Raw genomic sequence first — 16,819 nt, forward strand, 5'->3', positions numbered from 1 at the left:
GGCAGAACCCTTCGGGCAGCGCATGTTTGGCATTTATTTCACGTTATCGCCTATTTATGGGGAATAACCACACTTCATAGGCTCTGCCTTGCCTAAATACCAAACATACTGCTGTAAATTTAACCTCGAAAGATAAACAGGCCCTAATAATGATCAATTATAAATTGATCGATTATCTAATTTTAGGGTCTAGCTCACCGCTTAAATATTTAAGGTGCATTGCATCAAGTGAAATTGGCTTAATTTTACTCGCCTGACCAGAGGTACCAAACGAGTTATAGCGTGCAACACAAATCTCTGTCATTGCTTTAGTTGCTTCAGCTAAGTATTTACGAGGATCAAAGTTAGATGGGTTTAACGCCATGTGACGGCGAATTGCACCGGTAGAAGCTAAACGTAAATCAGTATCAATATTTACCTTACGAACACCAAACTTAATACCTTCGACAATTTGCTCAACAGGCACACCATAAGTTTCTGGAATTTCGCCACCATACTGATTAATAATTTCTAACCACTCTTGTGGAACCGAAGATGAACCATGCATCACTAAGTGCGTGTTAGGAATACGTGCATGAATCGCTTTAATGCGGTCAATCGCTAAAATGTCATCTGTTGGTGGGCGCGTAAATTTATAGGCACCGTGCGAAGTACCACATGCAATTGCAAGTGCGTCAACGTGTGTTTTATTTACAAAGTCAGCCGCTTCTTCAGGATCTGTTAGCATTTGCTCAGTGGTTAATATGCCTTCTGCGCCAACGCCATCTTCTTCGCCAGCTTCACCTGTTTCAAGTGAACCAAGTACACCTAGCTCGCCTTCAACCGATACGCCACAGGCATGCGCCATAGCAACAGTTTCACGCGTTACTTCTACATTGTATTCGTAGCTTGAAGGAGTTTTACCGTCGCTCATTAACGAGCCATCCATCATTACTGATGAAAAACCAAGCTGAATTGAACGCTGACATACACCTGGCGATGTGCCGTGATCTTGGTGCATAACAACGGGGATATGTGGCCATTCTTCAACAGCTGCTAAAATCATATGACGAATAAATGGAGCACCAGCATAAGCACGTGCGCCCGCTGATCCTTGCACGATTACTGGGCTGTTTGTTTTGTCAGCCGCTTCCATTATTGCGCGCATTTGCTCTTGGTTATTAACGTTAAAAGCTGGAACGCCGTAACCATGCTCTGCTGCATGATCTAAAAGTTGTCGCATACTGATTAAAGCCATTGGGTATTCTCCAATTTATCGATAGCAGTTCCCTACCATCTAGTTTGAACGGATGTGTTAGTTTGGCGTTATAACAACGCCACGAAAAACCACTGCTTTACAGTAAAATTCCGTCAAAATTAATTATTAAATTAGGGTGAGAGGTATTTAATAATTAATTGTTGGCGAGGGTTTCCCCTCACCTTACACGGCTAAATAAATTTATTTAGCGCGCGACTCTAGCATTTCAACTGCTGGCAGTTTTTTGCCTTCTAAAAACTCTAAGAACGCACCACCACCAGTAGAAATATAAGAAACTTTATCGGCAATGCCGTATTTATCAATGGCGGCTAAGGTATCACCACCACCAGCAATTGAAAACGCATTTGAGTTAGCAATTGCTTGTGCAATAGCACGAGTGCCATTACCAAACTGGTCAAACTCGAACACGCCTACTGGACCATTCCATACAACAGTGCCCGCATTTGCAATAATTTTTGCAAGCTTACTCGCTGTATCAGGACCAATATCAAAAATCATATCGTCGCTTGTTACTTCGCTTACATCTTTAAGCGTAGCTACAGCAGATTCAGAAAACTCATTACCAACAACTACGTCAGTCGGTACCGGAATTTCACCATTATTAGCAATCGCTGCTGCACATAAACGGTTCGCTTCATCCATTAAATCAGGTTCGTAAAGCGATTTACCAACTGGGCTACCTGATGCAGCAATAAAGGTATTTGCAATACCGCCACCGGTAACTAACTGATCGACAATTTTAGAAAGTGAATCTAAAACGGTTAATTTAGTTGAAACTTTAGAACCACCTACAATCGCCACTAATGGACGAGCGGGGTTATCAAGTGCCTTGCCTAATGCTTCAAGTTCAGCCGATAACAGCGGACCTGCACATGCCACATCAGCAAATAAGCCAACGCCATGCGTAGATGCTTGTGCACGGTGAGCCGTACCAAATGCATCCATTACATATACATCACACAGTGCTGCTAGTTGCTTAGATAGCGCTTCGTCGTTTTTCTTCTCGCCTTTGTTAAAGCGCACGTTTTCAAAAACAACCACTTCGTTATCAGCAATATCAACACCATTTAGGTAATCTTTTTCTAAACGCACAGTTTGCTCAAGGGCATCGTTTAAGTAATCAGCTACAGGTGCAAGCGAAAATGCTTCATCGTATTCCCCTTCCGTAGGACGGCCAAGGTGTGACATAACCATTACTTTAGCGCCTTTCTCAAGGGCTAGTTTAATAGTAGGTAGTGCTGCACGAATACGCGCATCTGACGTCACTTTACCTGCTTTAACTGGTACATTTAAATCTTCACGAATTAATACGCGTTTGCCGTTTAAATCTAAATCTACCATTTTTATGACCGACATGAACATCTCCTTAGTTAACGATACTGAACCTGAAAAATACGTTTAAAATTATTATATTAATAAATTACTTATTCACTGCCATCATAGCACGCGCGGTGTCGAGCATACGATTAGCAAAACCCCATTCGTTATCACACCATACTAATAATTTTATCAGTCGTTTGTGACTAACACGTGTTTGTGTGCCGTCAATAATACAAGAATGTGGGTCGTGATTAAAATCAACCGATACAAGCGGCTCTTCGGTATAACTTAAAATACCTTCTAAGCGATCTTTTGCTTGTGCTTTAAGTGCATTATTTACTGCGTTTAAATCTACATCGGTATTAACCGTTACACTTAAATCCATTGCCGTTACATTTATAGTCGGAACTCGTACGGCAATTGCCTCAAAACGACCTTTAAACTTAGGTAAAATACGGTCTATACCACGGGCAAGCTTTGTATCAACTGGAATAATTGATTGGCTTGCAGCGCGAGTACGGCGTAAATCATGATGATAACCATCAATCACTTGTTGATCGTTCATCGACGCATGAATCGTTGTAATAGCGCCCGACTCAATACCAAATGCATCATCTAATACTTTAATAACCGGCACAACACAGTTAGTTGTACACGAGCCGTTAGACACAATTGTATGCTCGCTTTTAAGCTCATCGTCGTTAATACCATACACAATAGTGGCATCAACATCGTTATCGGCCGGATGTGAAAACAACACCTTTTTAGCGCCTGCTGTAATATGTAACTGCGCATGTTCGCGCGAGTGATAAACACCTGTACATTCAAGTACAACGTCTACATCGAGCGTTTGCCAAAGTAATTCAATTGGGTTTTCTTCACAAAAAAGTGCAATGGTATCGCCTGCAACACTAATGGTGTCTTCGCCAAGTTTTACAGGAAAAGAAAAACGACCGTGGGATGTGTCGTATTTTAATAAATGAGCAATAGCTTCAGGGTCAGCAAGTTCGTTAATCGCAACAATTTTTATATCGTCGCTCAAACCAGACTCGTATAACGCGCGGACAATATTTCGACCAATACGACCAAAACCATTAATTGCAAGTTTGATTGCCATGAAATATAAAATCCACTCTTTTAGCGTGCAGATAAAGGCAATATGCCTTTTAGATGGCTGTATTGTAATCGACCTTGCATCTGATTATAAGAGGGAAGCATTAGAAACTTTAAATTAAGAGTAAAGAGCTTAGGCATTGCAAGCTCTTCGAGGGTTCTGACTTTTTAAATTAAGTTTTTTATACTAAATTTTTTAAAGCGTTAATTATATCTTCTGGCTCAGAACGAGTACGATAATCAACATCAACATAACGCCAAGTCACTTTACCTTGTTTATCTAAAACAAAGGTGGCAGGGATCGGTAAAACACTACTATTGCCATTGTTAACCGACTCTAAATCTAGGCCTCGGTCTACTCGCATATGCTCTAGTAAAAATGTGGGTACTTTCCATGCTACGCCGTAGCTTGCTGCTACATCTGCATTTTGATCACTCAGCACTAAAAAATCCATGTTACTTATTTCATCGTCACTAAGTGAGCCATCGGGTACTTGCGGGCTAATAGCCACCAATTGTGCGCCTAATGCGTGAACTTCAGGTAAACGTGCTTGAAGCGCTTTGAGCTGTAAATTGCAGTACGGACACCAACTTCCACGATAAAAAGTAACAACCACAGGCCCTTTAGCAAGTAACTCAGTTAACTGCACCGATTGACCATGTTGATTTGGTAACTCAAAACTTGGTGCGCTTTGGTTTAAATCAAGTGCATTAGCACCTTGTTGAAACGCTTTTGCTTGTGCAATCGTTTCATCTACACCTTTCATAAAATCAGGATTACCTTTACGCCCTGCTGCTATTTTTGCCTCAGTTTGTGCTTTTAACGTGTTATTTTTATCGCTCATAATATAGCTACTTTTAAATTAATCAAAAACTTAAAGCCAGCTTACATTATGAAAATGTATTTGAAATGAAAATTTTAACTTAATCATTTACTTCTAAATCAAATACCACGTTTATTGATGATTTAAATGTAATAGTTTCTTGCAGGTATCTACCTTGCTCAAATGGATTTCTAGTAACTTTAGAACCGGTTACAACTATTCTCTCAAAATTATCTGCGCCATAACCATAACTTGAACGGTTAGAATTTGAATTAATGCTGTAAATTTTTCCAAGCTCTGCGCCAAATGCTTTAGCAAGCTTACCCCCTTTAACTATAGCGTTATCTATTGCGCCTTGTATTGCTTCAGCTTCTAACTGCGCGGCTTTTGAAGACATAAGCTCAATATTCGTCAGTTCATTAATTTTTACACTTAATGCAAAATCGATAAAATCATTCAACTTTTCAATATTTCTTAATGTTACTTTAAGTGTTCTTGTTGCTACATATCCTGCATTAATTGCTGTACCGCTCTCGACATTAAACTTGTCGTCATCATTGTAAGTTAACAGGCTTGTAGCAGAAACATCCGTCTCCTTAACACCGTACTTGCTTAATCCTTTAAGTAACAAATTTACTCGATCATCAACATCACGTTTAGCATCAAGTGATTTGTCTTTAAAGCTTATTACTTCAAAAGAAATCTTAGCCATATCGGGCTTTGCTAATACCTCTGCAGTACCCTGCACTGCAATATGGCGATTAGCAGGCAAGCTTGAATTAGCAAAAGTGATAAGTGGGAATAAGGTTAAGAAAATAGTAGTGATGAGTTTCATGTTCGTTCCTTGAAGTAATTAGTAAATAATGATTACGTAACTGTACCTATAGTTATACGGATAACAATAAAAGTAAACTGCTCTTTATTGTAGGCGGGAGTTTATCTCGCGCGGCATAAAGCCCAACCTACAGCCAACCTACGTCAACTCGCCTACTTTTAACTCTTTGCCACGGCTTATTTGATGGCACTGAGCTAGCAGTAACTCGGCGGTCGCTTGTGCATCGGTTAATGCGTGGTGGCAATGATAGCTTGGTAACTCATAACGTGTGCGGCAAGCATTAAGGGTTAAATCATCTTGTTTTATTTCAGATGAATGGTTGAGTAAGCGCTTTTTCTCGATGTGAAGGGTGTCGAGTATCAGTTTAGGCCGCGTTGTTATATTGGCATTTTTTAAGGCTATTTTTAAAAAGCCCCAATCGAGCATGGCATTATGAAACACTAAAATACAATCATTAAAGTGGCTGCTTAGTTGCATTAGTATACTGTGTAAACTTTGCCCTTTTGCTACCGCATCATCATTTATACCGTGATAAACAGGGCTTTGTTCGAGGCTTATAACGTCTTTATTGATAATATGCTGCGACTCACTCATTTTTATACATTGATTATCTATTACCACCCACGCTACCGATACAATTTCGTGCTGTTTTGCATCAAGGCCAGTGAGCTCTAAATCAATCACTAAGTAACGCTGTTGCAAGGCATTTTTGCCTAGTAATTTACGGCGCTTTAAGTACCGAGTGAGCAGCTTTTTTACCATGTTAGTAATCCATCATTATAAACTGCCGCGAGCAAACTTAAACGCAGCAGCTTGCTGCGCTTGTTTAACAAGGTAAAACGCTTCTTTTAGTTGATGGCGCTCTAGTGAGTTTAATTTATTAGGATTAATACAATTACTTGGTAAACCTTCTTCGTTTATTTGTGTACTCAAACGAAGCTGCGTTAAAAACCGCCAGCAATCTTTTAGGTTGTATATATCTTCTTTGCTAAGCAATTTATGTTTGAGCAGTGCCTCTAGTCGCTCTTGGGTATTAGCTCGCTTAATACCCGCTTTTAAAGCGTATAACCGCACTATGTCATTTATAATTACGACACCGCGTTTTTTTAAATCTATGTATTTATTATTTTCATCGGTTTTTTCGGTTTTAAATTTATTAAATAAACCAATTGGCACGCTGTTACTACTTATGTCGGTTGCCATTGCAGCATAGAATAAGTCGTTACGCGATATACGAATTAGCTGCTCGCAAAAAGCGGTGTATAAAGCGTTTGAACCTTCAATAAAGCGCAGGTCAAAAAATATTTTACAATTAAGCATCGCATCTGGTGTGGGGCTTTTTATCCATTTAAAAAAGCGCTCGCTCCAGTCGTTTACGCTCATTCGGCACTCATCGCTGCTTGCCATAATATTACCTGGGCAACGCCTAATGCCGCATTCAACTAAGTTCTCACATACAAATTCCCCCATGCTTTTAAAGTAAGCTTGCTGATCATTGCTTAAGTCGTTAGGGAGTAATAAGCCGTTATCTTGATCCGAATGCAGAGTTTGCTCTTCGCGTGCTTGCGAGCCAAAGCAAATAAAACTAAAGCTGGTTGGCGCTGCGCCATGCTCTTCTTGAAATAAGTGAATAAGTCGCGATGTAAGCGCATCGGTTAATCCACTTAGTAATTTACCAATTAGCGATATGTCGTCAATGTTGTACGAAAAACCACGCAATAACTCGGGGATTTCTTTTGCATAGCGTTTTAAGTCAGTAATAGTGTGCGCTTTATAAATGCGCCCAATAAGCTGCACGGGGTCACTTTTTTGTTGGCGTAATAAGTCGGTGCTGGTTATCATTCCTATCGGTTTATGGTTTTCATCAAGAACCGGTAAGTGATGAATATTATGCTTAAGCATTAAATGCAGCGCTGAAAACACTCGATTATTTTCAAATATAAACTTGGGCTTAGCGGTCATAATGCTGCTTACAGCATCTTGAGGGTTTACCTCGTCGGCGAGTACGCGGTTACGTAAATCACGATCGGTAACCACGCCAACTAAATGTGCATGCTGCGTTATCATTATTGACGACACACCATGCTGTTTCATCTTTTTAGCGCTTTGCCTAATGCTTGCATCAGGCGCAAGCGTAATCGCTGTGCGTGCCATCAGCTCTGATATTTTACGCTCAGACCAGCTATCGTTTTTACTTTTATAATGCGATGACAACAACCGGTTAGCATGAGCGCGTACAAAGTATTGCTCAAACGATTTATATTCTCTGCGTAAAAAATCAAAATGCGTTTGAGAGAGCATATACACTATGCCCTCTTTTTGTACCGCTAAACGGTTTTGAATCGCTTCCCCCGTTAGTAACGACGGGAAGCCAAAGTAATCACCTTGTGCTAAACGCGTAACAACGTCGCCTTTAGCATCAACTAAATCATACAAACCAGAGCGAATTAAAAATAGTTTAGGGTTTTCACTTTGCAACCACTGAGTTTGATTTTCGCGGGTGAGGTAAATAATGTCGAGGTGATTTACAAAATACTCGTATGCACTGCTATCAAGTAGGCTAAATGGTGCTTGCATGCAAACATATTGGGCTATTTCTTGTTGTTCTACGCTCATCGTTGTGCTCATTAAAAAGTATACACAACACCAATGTACTCATTTTTTATACAAATAAAAAGCCCGACTTAAGTCGGGCTTTTTACGCTTTATTTTAAGTAACCTTAGTGATCGTGCGCTTCTGCCGATCCTTTAGGATTACGAATACCTTCTACCATTTCTTGAATTTCAACAGGTGTTGGTTGAGTAAATTTAAGAACAATTGCAGCAACTGCAAAGTTAATAATCATACCAATTAAGCCAATACCTTCAGGCGAAATACCTAAGAACCAATTTTCAGGGCTGTTTAGCTCTGGACTAACAAACTTGAAGAAGATGATATACGCAGCGGTAAAGCCTATACCCGTTACCATACCGGCAACAGCCCCTTCGCGGTTCATTGTTTTAGAGAATATACCCATAATAATTGCAGGGAAGAAACTCGCAGCCGCCAAGCCAAAGGCAAATGCCACAACCGATGCCACAAATCCAGGCGGGTTAATACCAAAGTACGCGGAGATAACAATAGCAACCATGGCTGCCAACCTCGCTGCAAGTAGCTCTTGCTTGTCGGTAATATCGGGCTTGAGGGTTCGCTTGAGTAAATCGTGCGAAACGGAGGTCGAAATAACCAGTAGTAAACCTGCTGTTGTAGATAATGCGGCAGCAATACCACCTGCTGCTACAAGTGCAATAACCCATGCTGGTAAGTTAGCAATTTCTGGATTTGCTAATACCATAATGTCGCGATCTACATTGACTTCGTTAGCACTGTTCGGATCGGTAATTTTACCCGCCGTGTAGAACATTTTGCCATCGCCATTTTTATCATCAAAAGTGATTAATCCCGTACGTTCCCAATTTTTAATCCATGCAGGTGCTTCTGCGTAAGCTGTACCGCTACCGTCTTTACCATTAATGGTATCAACCATGTTTACGCGAGCAAAAGCTGCAACCGCAGGTGCTGTAGTATAAACAATCGCGATGAACACAAGAGTCCATGCGGCAGAAATACGCGTGTCTTTTACGCGAGGTACAGTGAAAAAGCGTACAATTACATGTGGTAAACCAGCAGTACCTACCATTAAAGCACCAGTAATAGCGAACACGTCAATCATGCTCTTAGAGCCTTCGGTATATTGCGCAAAACCAAGTTCAGCGCTTAAGCCGTCTAGTTTATCAAGTACGTACGCGCCGTCGCTGCCAATTAATGTGGCACCAAAACCGGTTTGTGGGAAAAAGTGACCCGTCATCATCATTGAGATGAAAATGGCTGGTACAAGGTAGGCAAATACAAGTACACAATATTGCGCTACCTGTGTATAGGTAATGCCTTTCATGCCGCCAAGTACCGCATAAAAGAATACAATCACCATACCGATGTAAACACCAGTTTCAATTTCTACTTCTAAAAAGCGTGAAAATACGACGCCTACGCCGCGCATTTGCCCTGCAATATAAGTAAAACAAATGAATATGGCACATACAATTGCCACTAAACGTGCGGTGCGTGAATAGTAACGGTCGCCAATAAAGTCAGGTACAGTAAACTTGCCGAATTTACGTAAGTAAGGCGCTAAACACATAGCTAATAGTACATAACCACCTGTCCACCCCATTAAGTAAACGCTGCCATCGTAACCTGCAAACGAAATAATACCCGCCATTGAAATAAACGACGCGGCGCTCATCCAATCAGCTGCTGTTGCCATACCATTAGCAAGAGGAGGTACGCCGCCGCCCGCGACATAAAATTCTTTAGTTGAACCCGCTCGGGCCCAAATTGCTATGCCGATATAAAGCGCAAAGCTTAAACCAACAATTAAAAACGTGAGTGTTTGAACATCCATTGCTTAGCTCCTATTCGTCTACGCCATATTTTTTATCTAACGTATTCATTTTGAAAACGTACACAAAAATCAAAGCAACAAAGGTATAAATCGCGCCTTGCTGGGCGAACCAGAAGCCAAGTTTAAACCCAAAAAAACGTACTTCATTAAGTACATCTACCAATAATATGCCAAAGCCAAAAGACACAATAAACCACACTGCTAATAGTTTAAATAACAGTGAAATATTTTCTGCCCAATAAGCTTTTGCTTGTTCTTCATCTTTAAAAGCCATTTTTATTTTCCCCTTTAAGCACCGCAATATCGCGATGAGTGGTTTTTTATCTTCACTTACCAATTTAGCAATGCTGTCTCAAGATTGAATTGCGACCATAGTCGTAACAGCTTATTAACGTTTACGTAAACTGTATAAAAACAACTAAACCTAAATAGCTCTTTTTGTTATTTTTCAGCCTGTTAAGGTTTTTAAGTTGAGTTTTAGGGTTATAAAGAAGCTAAGTACTAAATTAATGCGACATTAGTCTAATGCTATAAGTTATTTTATTTTTATCTTTAATATTCAAAAAGATAAAAATAAAACTAAAATTATGATTTAAATTCAACCCTCACACTTAACCTGAGTTCTGGTATTGTGTTAATCCCTCATAGGGTTGGGGGCTATTTTAAATAATAAGGTTTAATAACAACATGACTGCCGTACTCATTATTGTTGCTTTAGGATATATAGGTGTGCTGTTTTGGCTGGCTAACTGGGGTGATAAAACGACGCCTTTAGCAAAACGCATTAGCCACCACCCTTTTGTTTACTCATTTTCATTAGGTATTTATTGTACTTCATGGACCTACTATGGGTCAGTAGGAACTGCGGCGACTAGTAGCTGGAGCTACTTACCTATTTTGCTTGGTCCTGCATTGTTGTTTTTTTTCGGACAAGGCTTTTTACGTAAATTAGTGTTGGTGAGTAAAAAACAAAACATAACCACTATTGCCGATTTCATCTCTGCTCGTTACGGTAAGCGCCAAACTACTGCAATTATGGTAACAGTTATCGCGTTACTGGCGACTATTCCTTATATCGCACTACAACTAAAAGCACTCAGTACCAGCTTTTTACTTTTGCAAAACAGTAATAAAATATCCGGCGATATGCTCGCGCTTTCTGCCACATTAATTATGGCTTTATTTGCTATATTTTTTGGTACGCGCAAAGTCGATGTGACCGAATATCGCTCAGGCTTAATGCTTGCTGTTGCCTTTGAATCAATGATTAAACTTATTGCACTTATGGCTGTGGCAGGACTTGCCATATTTACACTATTTAATTTGCCCGAATCAACCTCAAGTAAAATCACCGAATCAATTTGGGATCACTGGAGCGATTTTAACTTTTTCAGTTTTAACTTTATTGGTCAGTCGTTAATGGCTGCAGCTGCCATTATATGCTTACCACGCCAATTTCATGTCACCGTTGTAGACAACCAAAATAAACGTCATTTATTTACTGCTCGCTGGGCTTTTCCTCTGTATTTGTTATTGACTGCTGCGATGATTTTACCCATTGCAACTGCCGCTATCCATCCTGAAATCGGCAGTGGTTATTCCCCCGACAGCTTTGTACTTGCCCTACCGTTAATTAACGACAATGCATTTTTAACCACTTTTGTATTTATAGGCGGGTTGTCTGCCGCCACCGCAATGATAGTGGTCGCAACACTTACATTAAGTACTATGATCTCAAATGATGTTGTATTGCCATTAATATTACGCCGTAAATTTAAACGTAACTTAATTACCACCAGCTACAAATCGCAAATTTTATTGGTAAGACGTTTTACCATTGCCGGTATTCTAATCTTGGCTTATTTTTATCAACAATGGTTTGGCCACAGCAGTGCATTGGCGAGTATGGGGCTAGTGGCATTTTCACTCGTTACGCAATTATTGCCCGCTATTGTTGGCGGTTTATACTGGCGAAAAGGTCATGCTTACGGTGTTTATGCTGGTTTAATAGCTGGCATTATTTGTTGGGTGCTATTTTTAATGCTACCTATTTTAGATGCAGGCAACACCTTAAATAGTGAATTACAACAAACACTCATAACACGCGGGACGCTCATTGCCTTATTTGCCAATATTGGTTGTTATATTAGCTTTTCATTAGGCGCAGAAGAGCGTCTAATCGATAAAATTCAAGCAGCTGCATTTGTTAACCCAAAAGATCAGGCTATTTTAGCAAGGCGTTTAAATAAAGACGTAAAAGCCACGGTTTACGATTTTAAAATACTACTGCAAACTTTTTTAGGTATTCAGCGTAGCCAACAAGTCCTCGCGCATTACGCATTGGCACATCATTTAAGTGATAACAACGCTCACCCTGAACCTGAATTTATTGCTTATTGTGAGCGTGCTCTTACGGGTGTGTTGGGCGCCTCATCGGCACAAGCATTAATACATACGGTATCGTCGGGTAAGCGCATGGCGTTTGAAGAGGTTGTAAACTTTTTTGACGAAACGACACAAGCACTGCAGTTTAATCAAAATTTATTGTTTACCTCGCTCGAAAATTTAAGTCATGGTATTTCAGTAGTCGATAAAGACTTAAAACTTGTTGCATGGAACAAACGCTATGGTGAAATGTTTGGCTACCCAGAGGGCTTTTTAGAAGTAGGCCAACATATTGAAGATATTATTAGGTACAACGCCAACCGTGGTGAATGTGGCCCAGGCGAAATAGAACGCCAAGTAGAAAAACGCGTGCAGCATTTAAAAAATGGCAGTTCCCATCATTTTATTCGCCACCGCCGTAACGGCCAAGTATTTGAGATGATTGGTAATCCACTACCTGATGGCGGTTTTGTTACTAGCTTTTCGGATATTACAAATCATATAAGCACACAAAATGCGCTTGAAGAAGTAAACATGGATCTTGAAAATCGCATAGAAGCACGTACCCAAGAAGTACAAACAATTAATAAAGACTTACAAGCACAAATAGACAGTCGCGTACAGACAGAGCAAGCACTTACTTTAGCCAAGCGTGAAGCAGAGCAAGCTAACGACAGTAAAACACGATTTTTAGCGTTGGCAAGCCACGATATTTTACAGCCGCTTAATGCAGCGCGTTTATACCTTGCTGCTATTGACGAAAAGCAGCTCGATAGCACCAACCAAAATAACTTTGATAAATTGGGCGACAGCCTCGACTCAACCGTGCATTTAATGTCAGCTTTGCTCGAAATAGCCAAACTAGAACAAGGCGCGATGACCCCAACGCCTCGCCATTTTTGCATTGATGAAATTTTAGCGCCATTACAAAGCGAATACGCAATATTATCTAGTGATAAAGGGCTTAAACTAACGGTACGTTCAAATCAACAAATCGTACACAGCGACATAACCTATTTACGCCGAATTATTCAAAACTTAGTATCTAATGCCGTTAAGTACACTGACAAAGGCCGTGTATTAATTGCCTGTAGAAACCGTAAACACAACCTACTGATAGAAGTATGGGATACCGGCCCAGGTATTAGCGAAGTTGAACAAGCCAAAATATTTAACGACTTTTACCGTGTTGAATCAGGTGATAACAAAGGCGTTGGCTTAGGCCTTGGCGTAGTGAAACGAATGGCTGACTTACTTAGCTTGCCATTGCATGTACGCTCAGAGCCCAATAAAGGCAGTCGCTTTAGTGTTGAAGTACCTTATGGCGATAAGCTGTTCGTACAGCAAAAAAACACTGCAAGTAGCCTAATAGAAAACCGCGCAGCAATTAATATAATAGCCGTAGACGACGACCCCGAAAATTTAGCCGCCATGGCGAGTTTACTTAAAAAATGGCAAGCTAATTACACACTATTTGATAACGTAGATAGTGTACTCACTTATGCTAAACAAAATGGCGCACCCGATGTTATTTTAATGGATTATCAACTAGGCAGCGACTGCGATGGGATAACACTAATTAAAACCCTGCGCGAAATTTGGCAAAGCCAAGTACCTGCTATTTTAATTACCGCAGTACGCGACACAGAGCTTAAACAAGAAACCAAAGCCGCTAATATTCATTATTTAAGTAAGCCAATTAAACCGGGCAAACTAAAAGCACTGCTTAATCACAGTACATAATAAGCGAGTAACAAGTGTTCTAGTTAAAAGTTATCTAGTTAAAAGCTATCTAGTAATACCGTAAAACAAAAAGCCCAGTATCTTTACTGGGCTTTGCTTTATAAAGTGTTCATAAAGTTAAACTAATTTACTCGGCTTCTGAGCTTTTGGAACAACCAACTTAGTCCCACTAACGAAAGCCCCAATCCAATAAACGAAAGCGCTTTAAGTAAGCCCTCCAAGTTAGCCATATCAATTAAAAACACCTTAACAATAACGGCAGCTAGTAAGCCTAAGCCTACTTTTTGTATTAATAATTGATTTTTTAAATGACCAAAAATAACAGTAGCCGCACCCAATAATAACCAAATAACAGAGTAGCTATAAAGCTCTGCATTGCTTGCGCCTTTTGATAAGTAAATGTAAGGGCCCTGCCAATATTGGCGAATAAAGCTGTTTATAGCCAATAATATAAAACCACCCACAACGGCCAATATAAATGACGTAGCTTTAGCATTTATTGGTTTTACAAGCTTGGCCAGCCAAAGCGTTAATCCTGCAGGTACTAACCACAATAGTAATAACCAGTTAAATATTGGCAGCTCACCTATGTAAAGTGATTCAAATAATGGGTTGTCGTCAAACAGTGTTTTAATAGCAAAAAGCCCCGCTAACCCTGCAAGTGCAAAACCCGCCACTTTATATAACTTAGCTAAAGTACCGGCAAGTTTTGCTCTGTGTAAGTACACGCACCCTAATGCCAGCCAGTTACAGGTAAGGAGTATTTGTTCGTAAAAGTTAAGTGAATCAAATTGCGGATAATGCCCTACTAGCTGATAACTTGTTTCGGTGGTAATAAAAAGTGCTAAACAATGAAGCGCCGCACCTTCTAACCATACTTTTAATTGAGATGCTTTAAAGCACCTAGCTGCGGCAAAAAATAACGCAATACATAACGGATAAACCACAATACTCCAATGCAAACCAAATACCGTTAACGCATCGTAGCTTGGCGTCCAAGGTGAAAGCGTAAGGCGCAGTAACAACGCAGCAACCAAGGCTTTTATAGGCCAATGCGGCATAGGCACGCTATAGCGCTTAATAAGCACGCTTATAAGTAATACTTGTACAGCAAGTGCAATGGTTAAGCCGCTGTCACTGAGTAGCATGGTAATTGCTAACGTAATATTGGCATTAGCGCCTACCCAATAAGTAAAACGCTGAAATAGCGTTGTATTATGCTGCGCGAGCCTTATTAAAATAGCGGCGACTACAAACAATACAACGGCCCAAAGTGGATATGCAGTACTTAACGCAGAGTTAGGAATAAGCGCATACAAAGCCGCTATCATTACAAATACACTAAATGCCCCCGTTATATGAAACGCTAAACGCTTAGATTGCTTTTTACCGTAATAAAGCCCGTAAACTGTAAGTAACAACCCGAGTAATAAACCCAAACCATACTCATTTTTGAATATAAAGAGTGCGTCATCAAATAGGTTTGGCGACAAATGCGTGCGCTGAGCACTTATAACTAATAGCGTTGAAATAACTAACGCTACGCCCTGCCAAATATCCCAGCGGCTATTTTTAAGGACTAAAAATAGCACCAAACCAATACTTAACACGCCAACTGTTTGCCACTGCATATCAAAGTGACTGATCAACATGGTAAATATTAAGGGCGCTATAAAAGCGAGTAATAAGAGGTGATCTGGGAGCACTTTAATTAAGCGTTTTAAACTGTGCGGGCGATGTTCAATAACATTCAGTTTTAGGCCTAAGCGTGGTATAGCAATTAGCCCTATAATACTAAGTAAAGCAAACGTCCCCATTAACCAAACGGTATTAATTTTAAGTAATGTAAAACCAACTAAATACCAGCCAATGTGCCCTGCCCATAATAAATACCACAACCAAGCTCGCTGTACTTTATGTGCAACTAACGCAGCCGACAAACTTACAAAACCAACATACATAAATAATGCAAACAAGTTACCACTGCCTGTACTAACCCATATTGGTACACTATAAGCGCCAATAATACCTAATACAGCCAATAATGGGCCTAGCCTAAGCGCCATTGCACTTGCACTAATCGCAATAACAGCCAGTGCAAAAAATGCCACGGTAGGGCTAAGCATAGCGTAGCTACTGTAAGCTAAAAGCGTTAAAGCAAAACAGGTAATAAACCCGCCGCTGGCAAGCGCTGCGGGTATGTAATTATTAAAGCCTTCAAATACAATGCGTTTATGGTGTAAGTAAGCTGCGGCTGCAATTAAGCTAAGTCCAAATAATCCACCCAAACTCAGCCTCATTACAGGCGATAGTAATCCCGCTTCTAGGCTGTATTTAGCTAAAAATATGCCACCAAAAGCAAGTGCTATTGCGCCAATCCAGGTCATCCAATTCTCTTCAAACCCTGTACGTAGTTTATTAAGTAATAATTCGATAGGAGATGGTGTTTTGCGTTTTGTTTTAGCTGTGCTGTTAATACTGGATTTAACCGCTATTTGGGATTCAGTGTCTAGATTTGTGTATACGGGTTCTGGTTTATATACTTTGGCTGAAGCAATCACAGGCTGGTTATGTGCAATATTTGCATCAACACATTGAGTTTGTTTTTGCACTACGACATTTGATTGTAACTCATTCACTTTTGCTTTTAAAAAAGTAATATCTTGCTTCAAACTCTTTAATTGTATAAGCGCAATTAATCCACAAATAGCGCCCCCCACAACTACCAATATAAGTATTACTGCTAAACCTATTAAATCATCCATGGCACACTCTGTAGTTATTCATTTACAGCGGCTATAGTACCTATTTTTTTATATTATCTACATTAATAATATTTTTTACGCTATTACTTAGCCTGAACTCGGGTTAAGAGGTTTACTAACGTATTGAATCA

At 40.0% G+C, this 16,819-nt stretch carries 11 protein-coding genes; 1 reads left to right on the forward strand and 10 read right to left on the reverse strand.

The features are described from left to right. Nucleotides 1–172: 172 nt before the first annotated feature. The 9 genes from fba to DO88_RS03510 all read right to left on the reverse strand — a co-directional run bounded on the left by fba (nt 173) and on the right by DO88_RS03510 (nt 10,069). Complete coding sequence (gene fba, locus DO88_RS03550; RefSeq protein WP_033040569.1) at nt 173–1,237, reverse strand: class II fructose-bisphosphate aldolase; 1,065 nt, start codon at nt 1,235–1,237, stop codon at nt 173–175. 201 nt (nt 1,238–1,438) lie between these two features. Continuing rightward, entirely contained in the window at nt 1,439–2,614 is a 1,176-nt protein-coding gene (locus DO88_RS03545) for a phosphoglycerate kinase (protein ID WP_007377492.1), read from the reverse strand. Between the two features lie 64 nt (nt 2,615–2,678). Beyond that, on the reverse strand, nt 2,679–3,695 hold the full coding sequence (epd, locus tag DO88_RS03540; RefSeq protein WP_033040571.1) for an erythrose-4-phosphate dehydrogenase: 1,017 nt from the start codon (nt 3,693–3,695) through the stop codon (nt 2,679–2,681). A gap of 178 nt (nt 3,696–3,873) precedes the next feature. Then, entirely contained in the window at nt 3,874–4,536 is a 663-nt protein-coding gene (locus tag DO88_RS03535; RefSeq protein WP_033040573.1) for a peroxiredoxin-like family protein, read from the reverse strand. A 79-nt stretch (nt 4,537–4,615) separates the two neighbouring features. Next, nucleotides 4,616–5,350 (reverse strand): SIMPL domain-containing protein, encoded by a 735-nt coding sequence (locus DO88_RS03530; protein ID WP_033040574.1) that lies wholly within the window; start codon nt 5,348–5,350, stop codon nt 4,616–4,618. A gap of 138 nt (nt 5,351–5,488) precedes the next feature. Beyond that, a complete protein-coding gene (locus DO88_RS03525) occupies nt 5,489–6,112 on the reverse strand; it encodes a 3'-5' exonuclease (RefSeq protein WP_033040576.1) in 624 nt (207 codons plus the stop codon). A 15-nt stretch (nt 6,113–6,127) separates the two neighbouring features. Further along, a complete protein-coding gene (locus DO88_RS03520) occupies nt 6,128–7,966 on the reverse strand; it encodes a DUF294 nucleotidyltransferase-like domain-containing protein (protein ID WP_033040578.1) in 1,839 nt (612 codons plus the stop codon). Between the two features lie 104 nt (nt 7,967–8,070). Then, nucleotides 8,071–9,795 (reverse strand): sodium:solute symporter family protein, encoded by a 1,725-nt coding sequence (locus tag DO88_RS03515; RefSeq protein ID WP_033040580.1) that lies wholly within the window; start codon nt 9,793–9,795, stop codon nt 8,071–8,073. A gap of 10 nt (nt 9,796–9,805) precedes the next feature. Continuing rightward, nucleotides 9,806–10,069, reverse strand: coding sequence for a DUF4212 domain-containing protein (locus DO88_RS03510; protein WP_007377498.1), 264 nt, complete (start codon nt 10,067–10,069; stop codon nt 9,806–9,808). 413 nt (nt 10,070–10,482) lie between these two features. On the opposite strand from DO88_RS03510, the gene DO88_RS03505 reads away from it, so the two are divergent. Further along, entirely contained in the window at nt 10,483–13,923 is a 3,441-nt protein-coding gene (locus DO88_RS03505; RefSeq protein WP_007377499.1) for a PAS domain-containing hybrid sensor histidine kinase/response regulator, read from the forward strand. 122 nt (nt 13,924–14,045) lie between these two features. Here the strand turns inward: DO88_RS03505 and DO88_RS03500 are convergent, their stop codons facing one another. Further along, nucleotides 14,046–16,688: a DUF2339 domain-containing protein gene (locus DO88_RS03500; protein WP_033040582.1), complete on the reverse strand. Its 2,643-nt coding sequence runs from the start codon at nt 16,686–16,688 to the stop codon at nt 14,046–14,048. Nucleotides 16,689–16,819 lie beyond the last annotated feature (131 nt).

This window comes from Pseudoalteromonas sp. S3431 (assembly GCF_000690035.1).
Taxonomy (GTDB): Bacteria; Pseudomonadota; Gammaproteobacteria; order Enterobacterales; family Alteromonadaceae; genus Pseudoalteromonas; species Pseudoalteromonas fuliginea.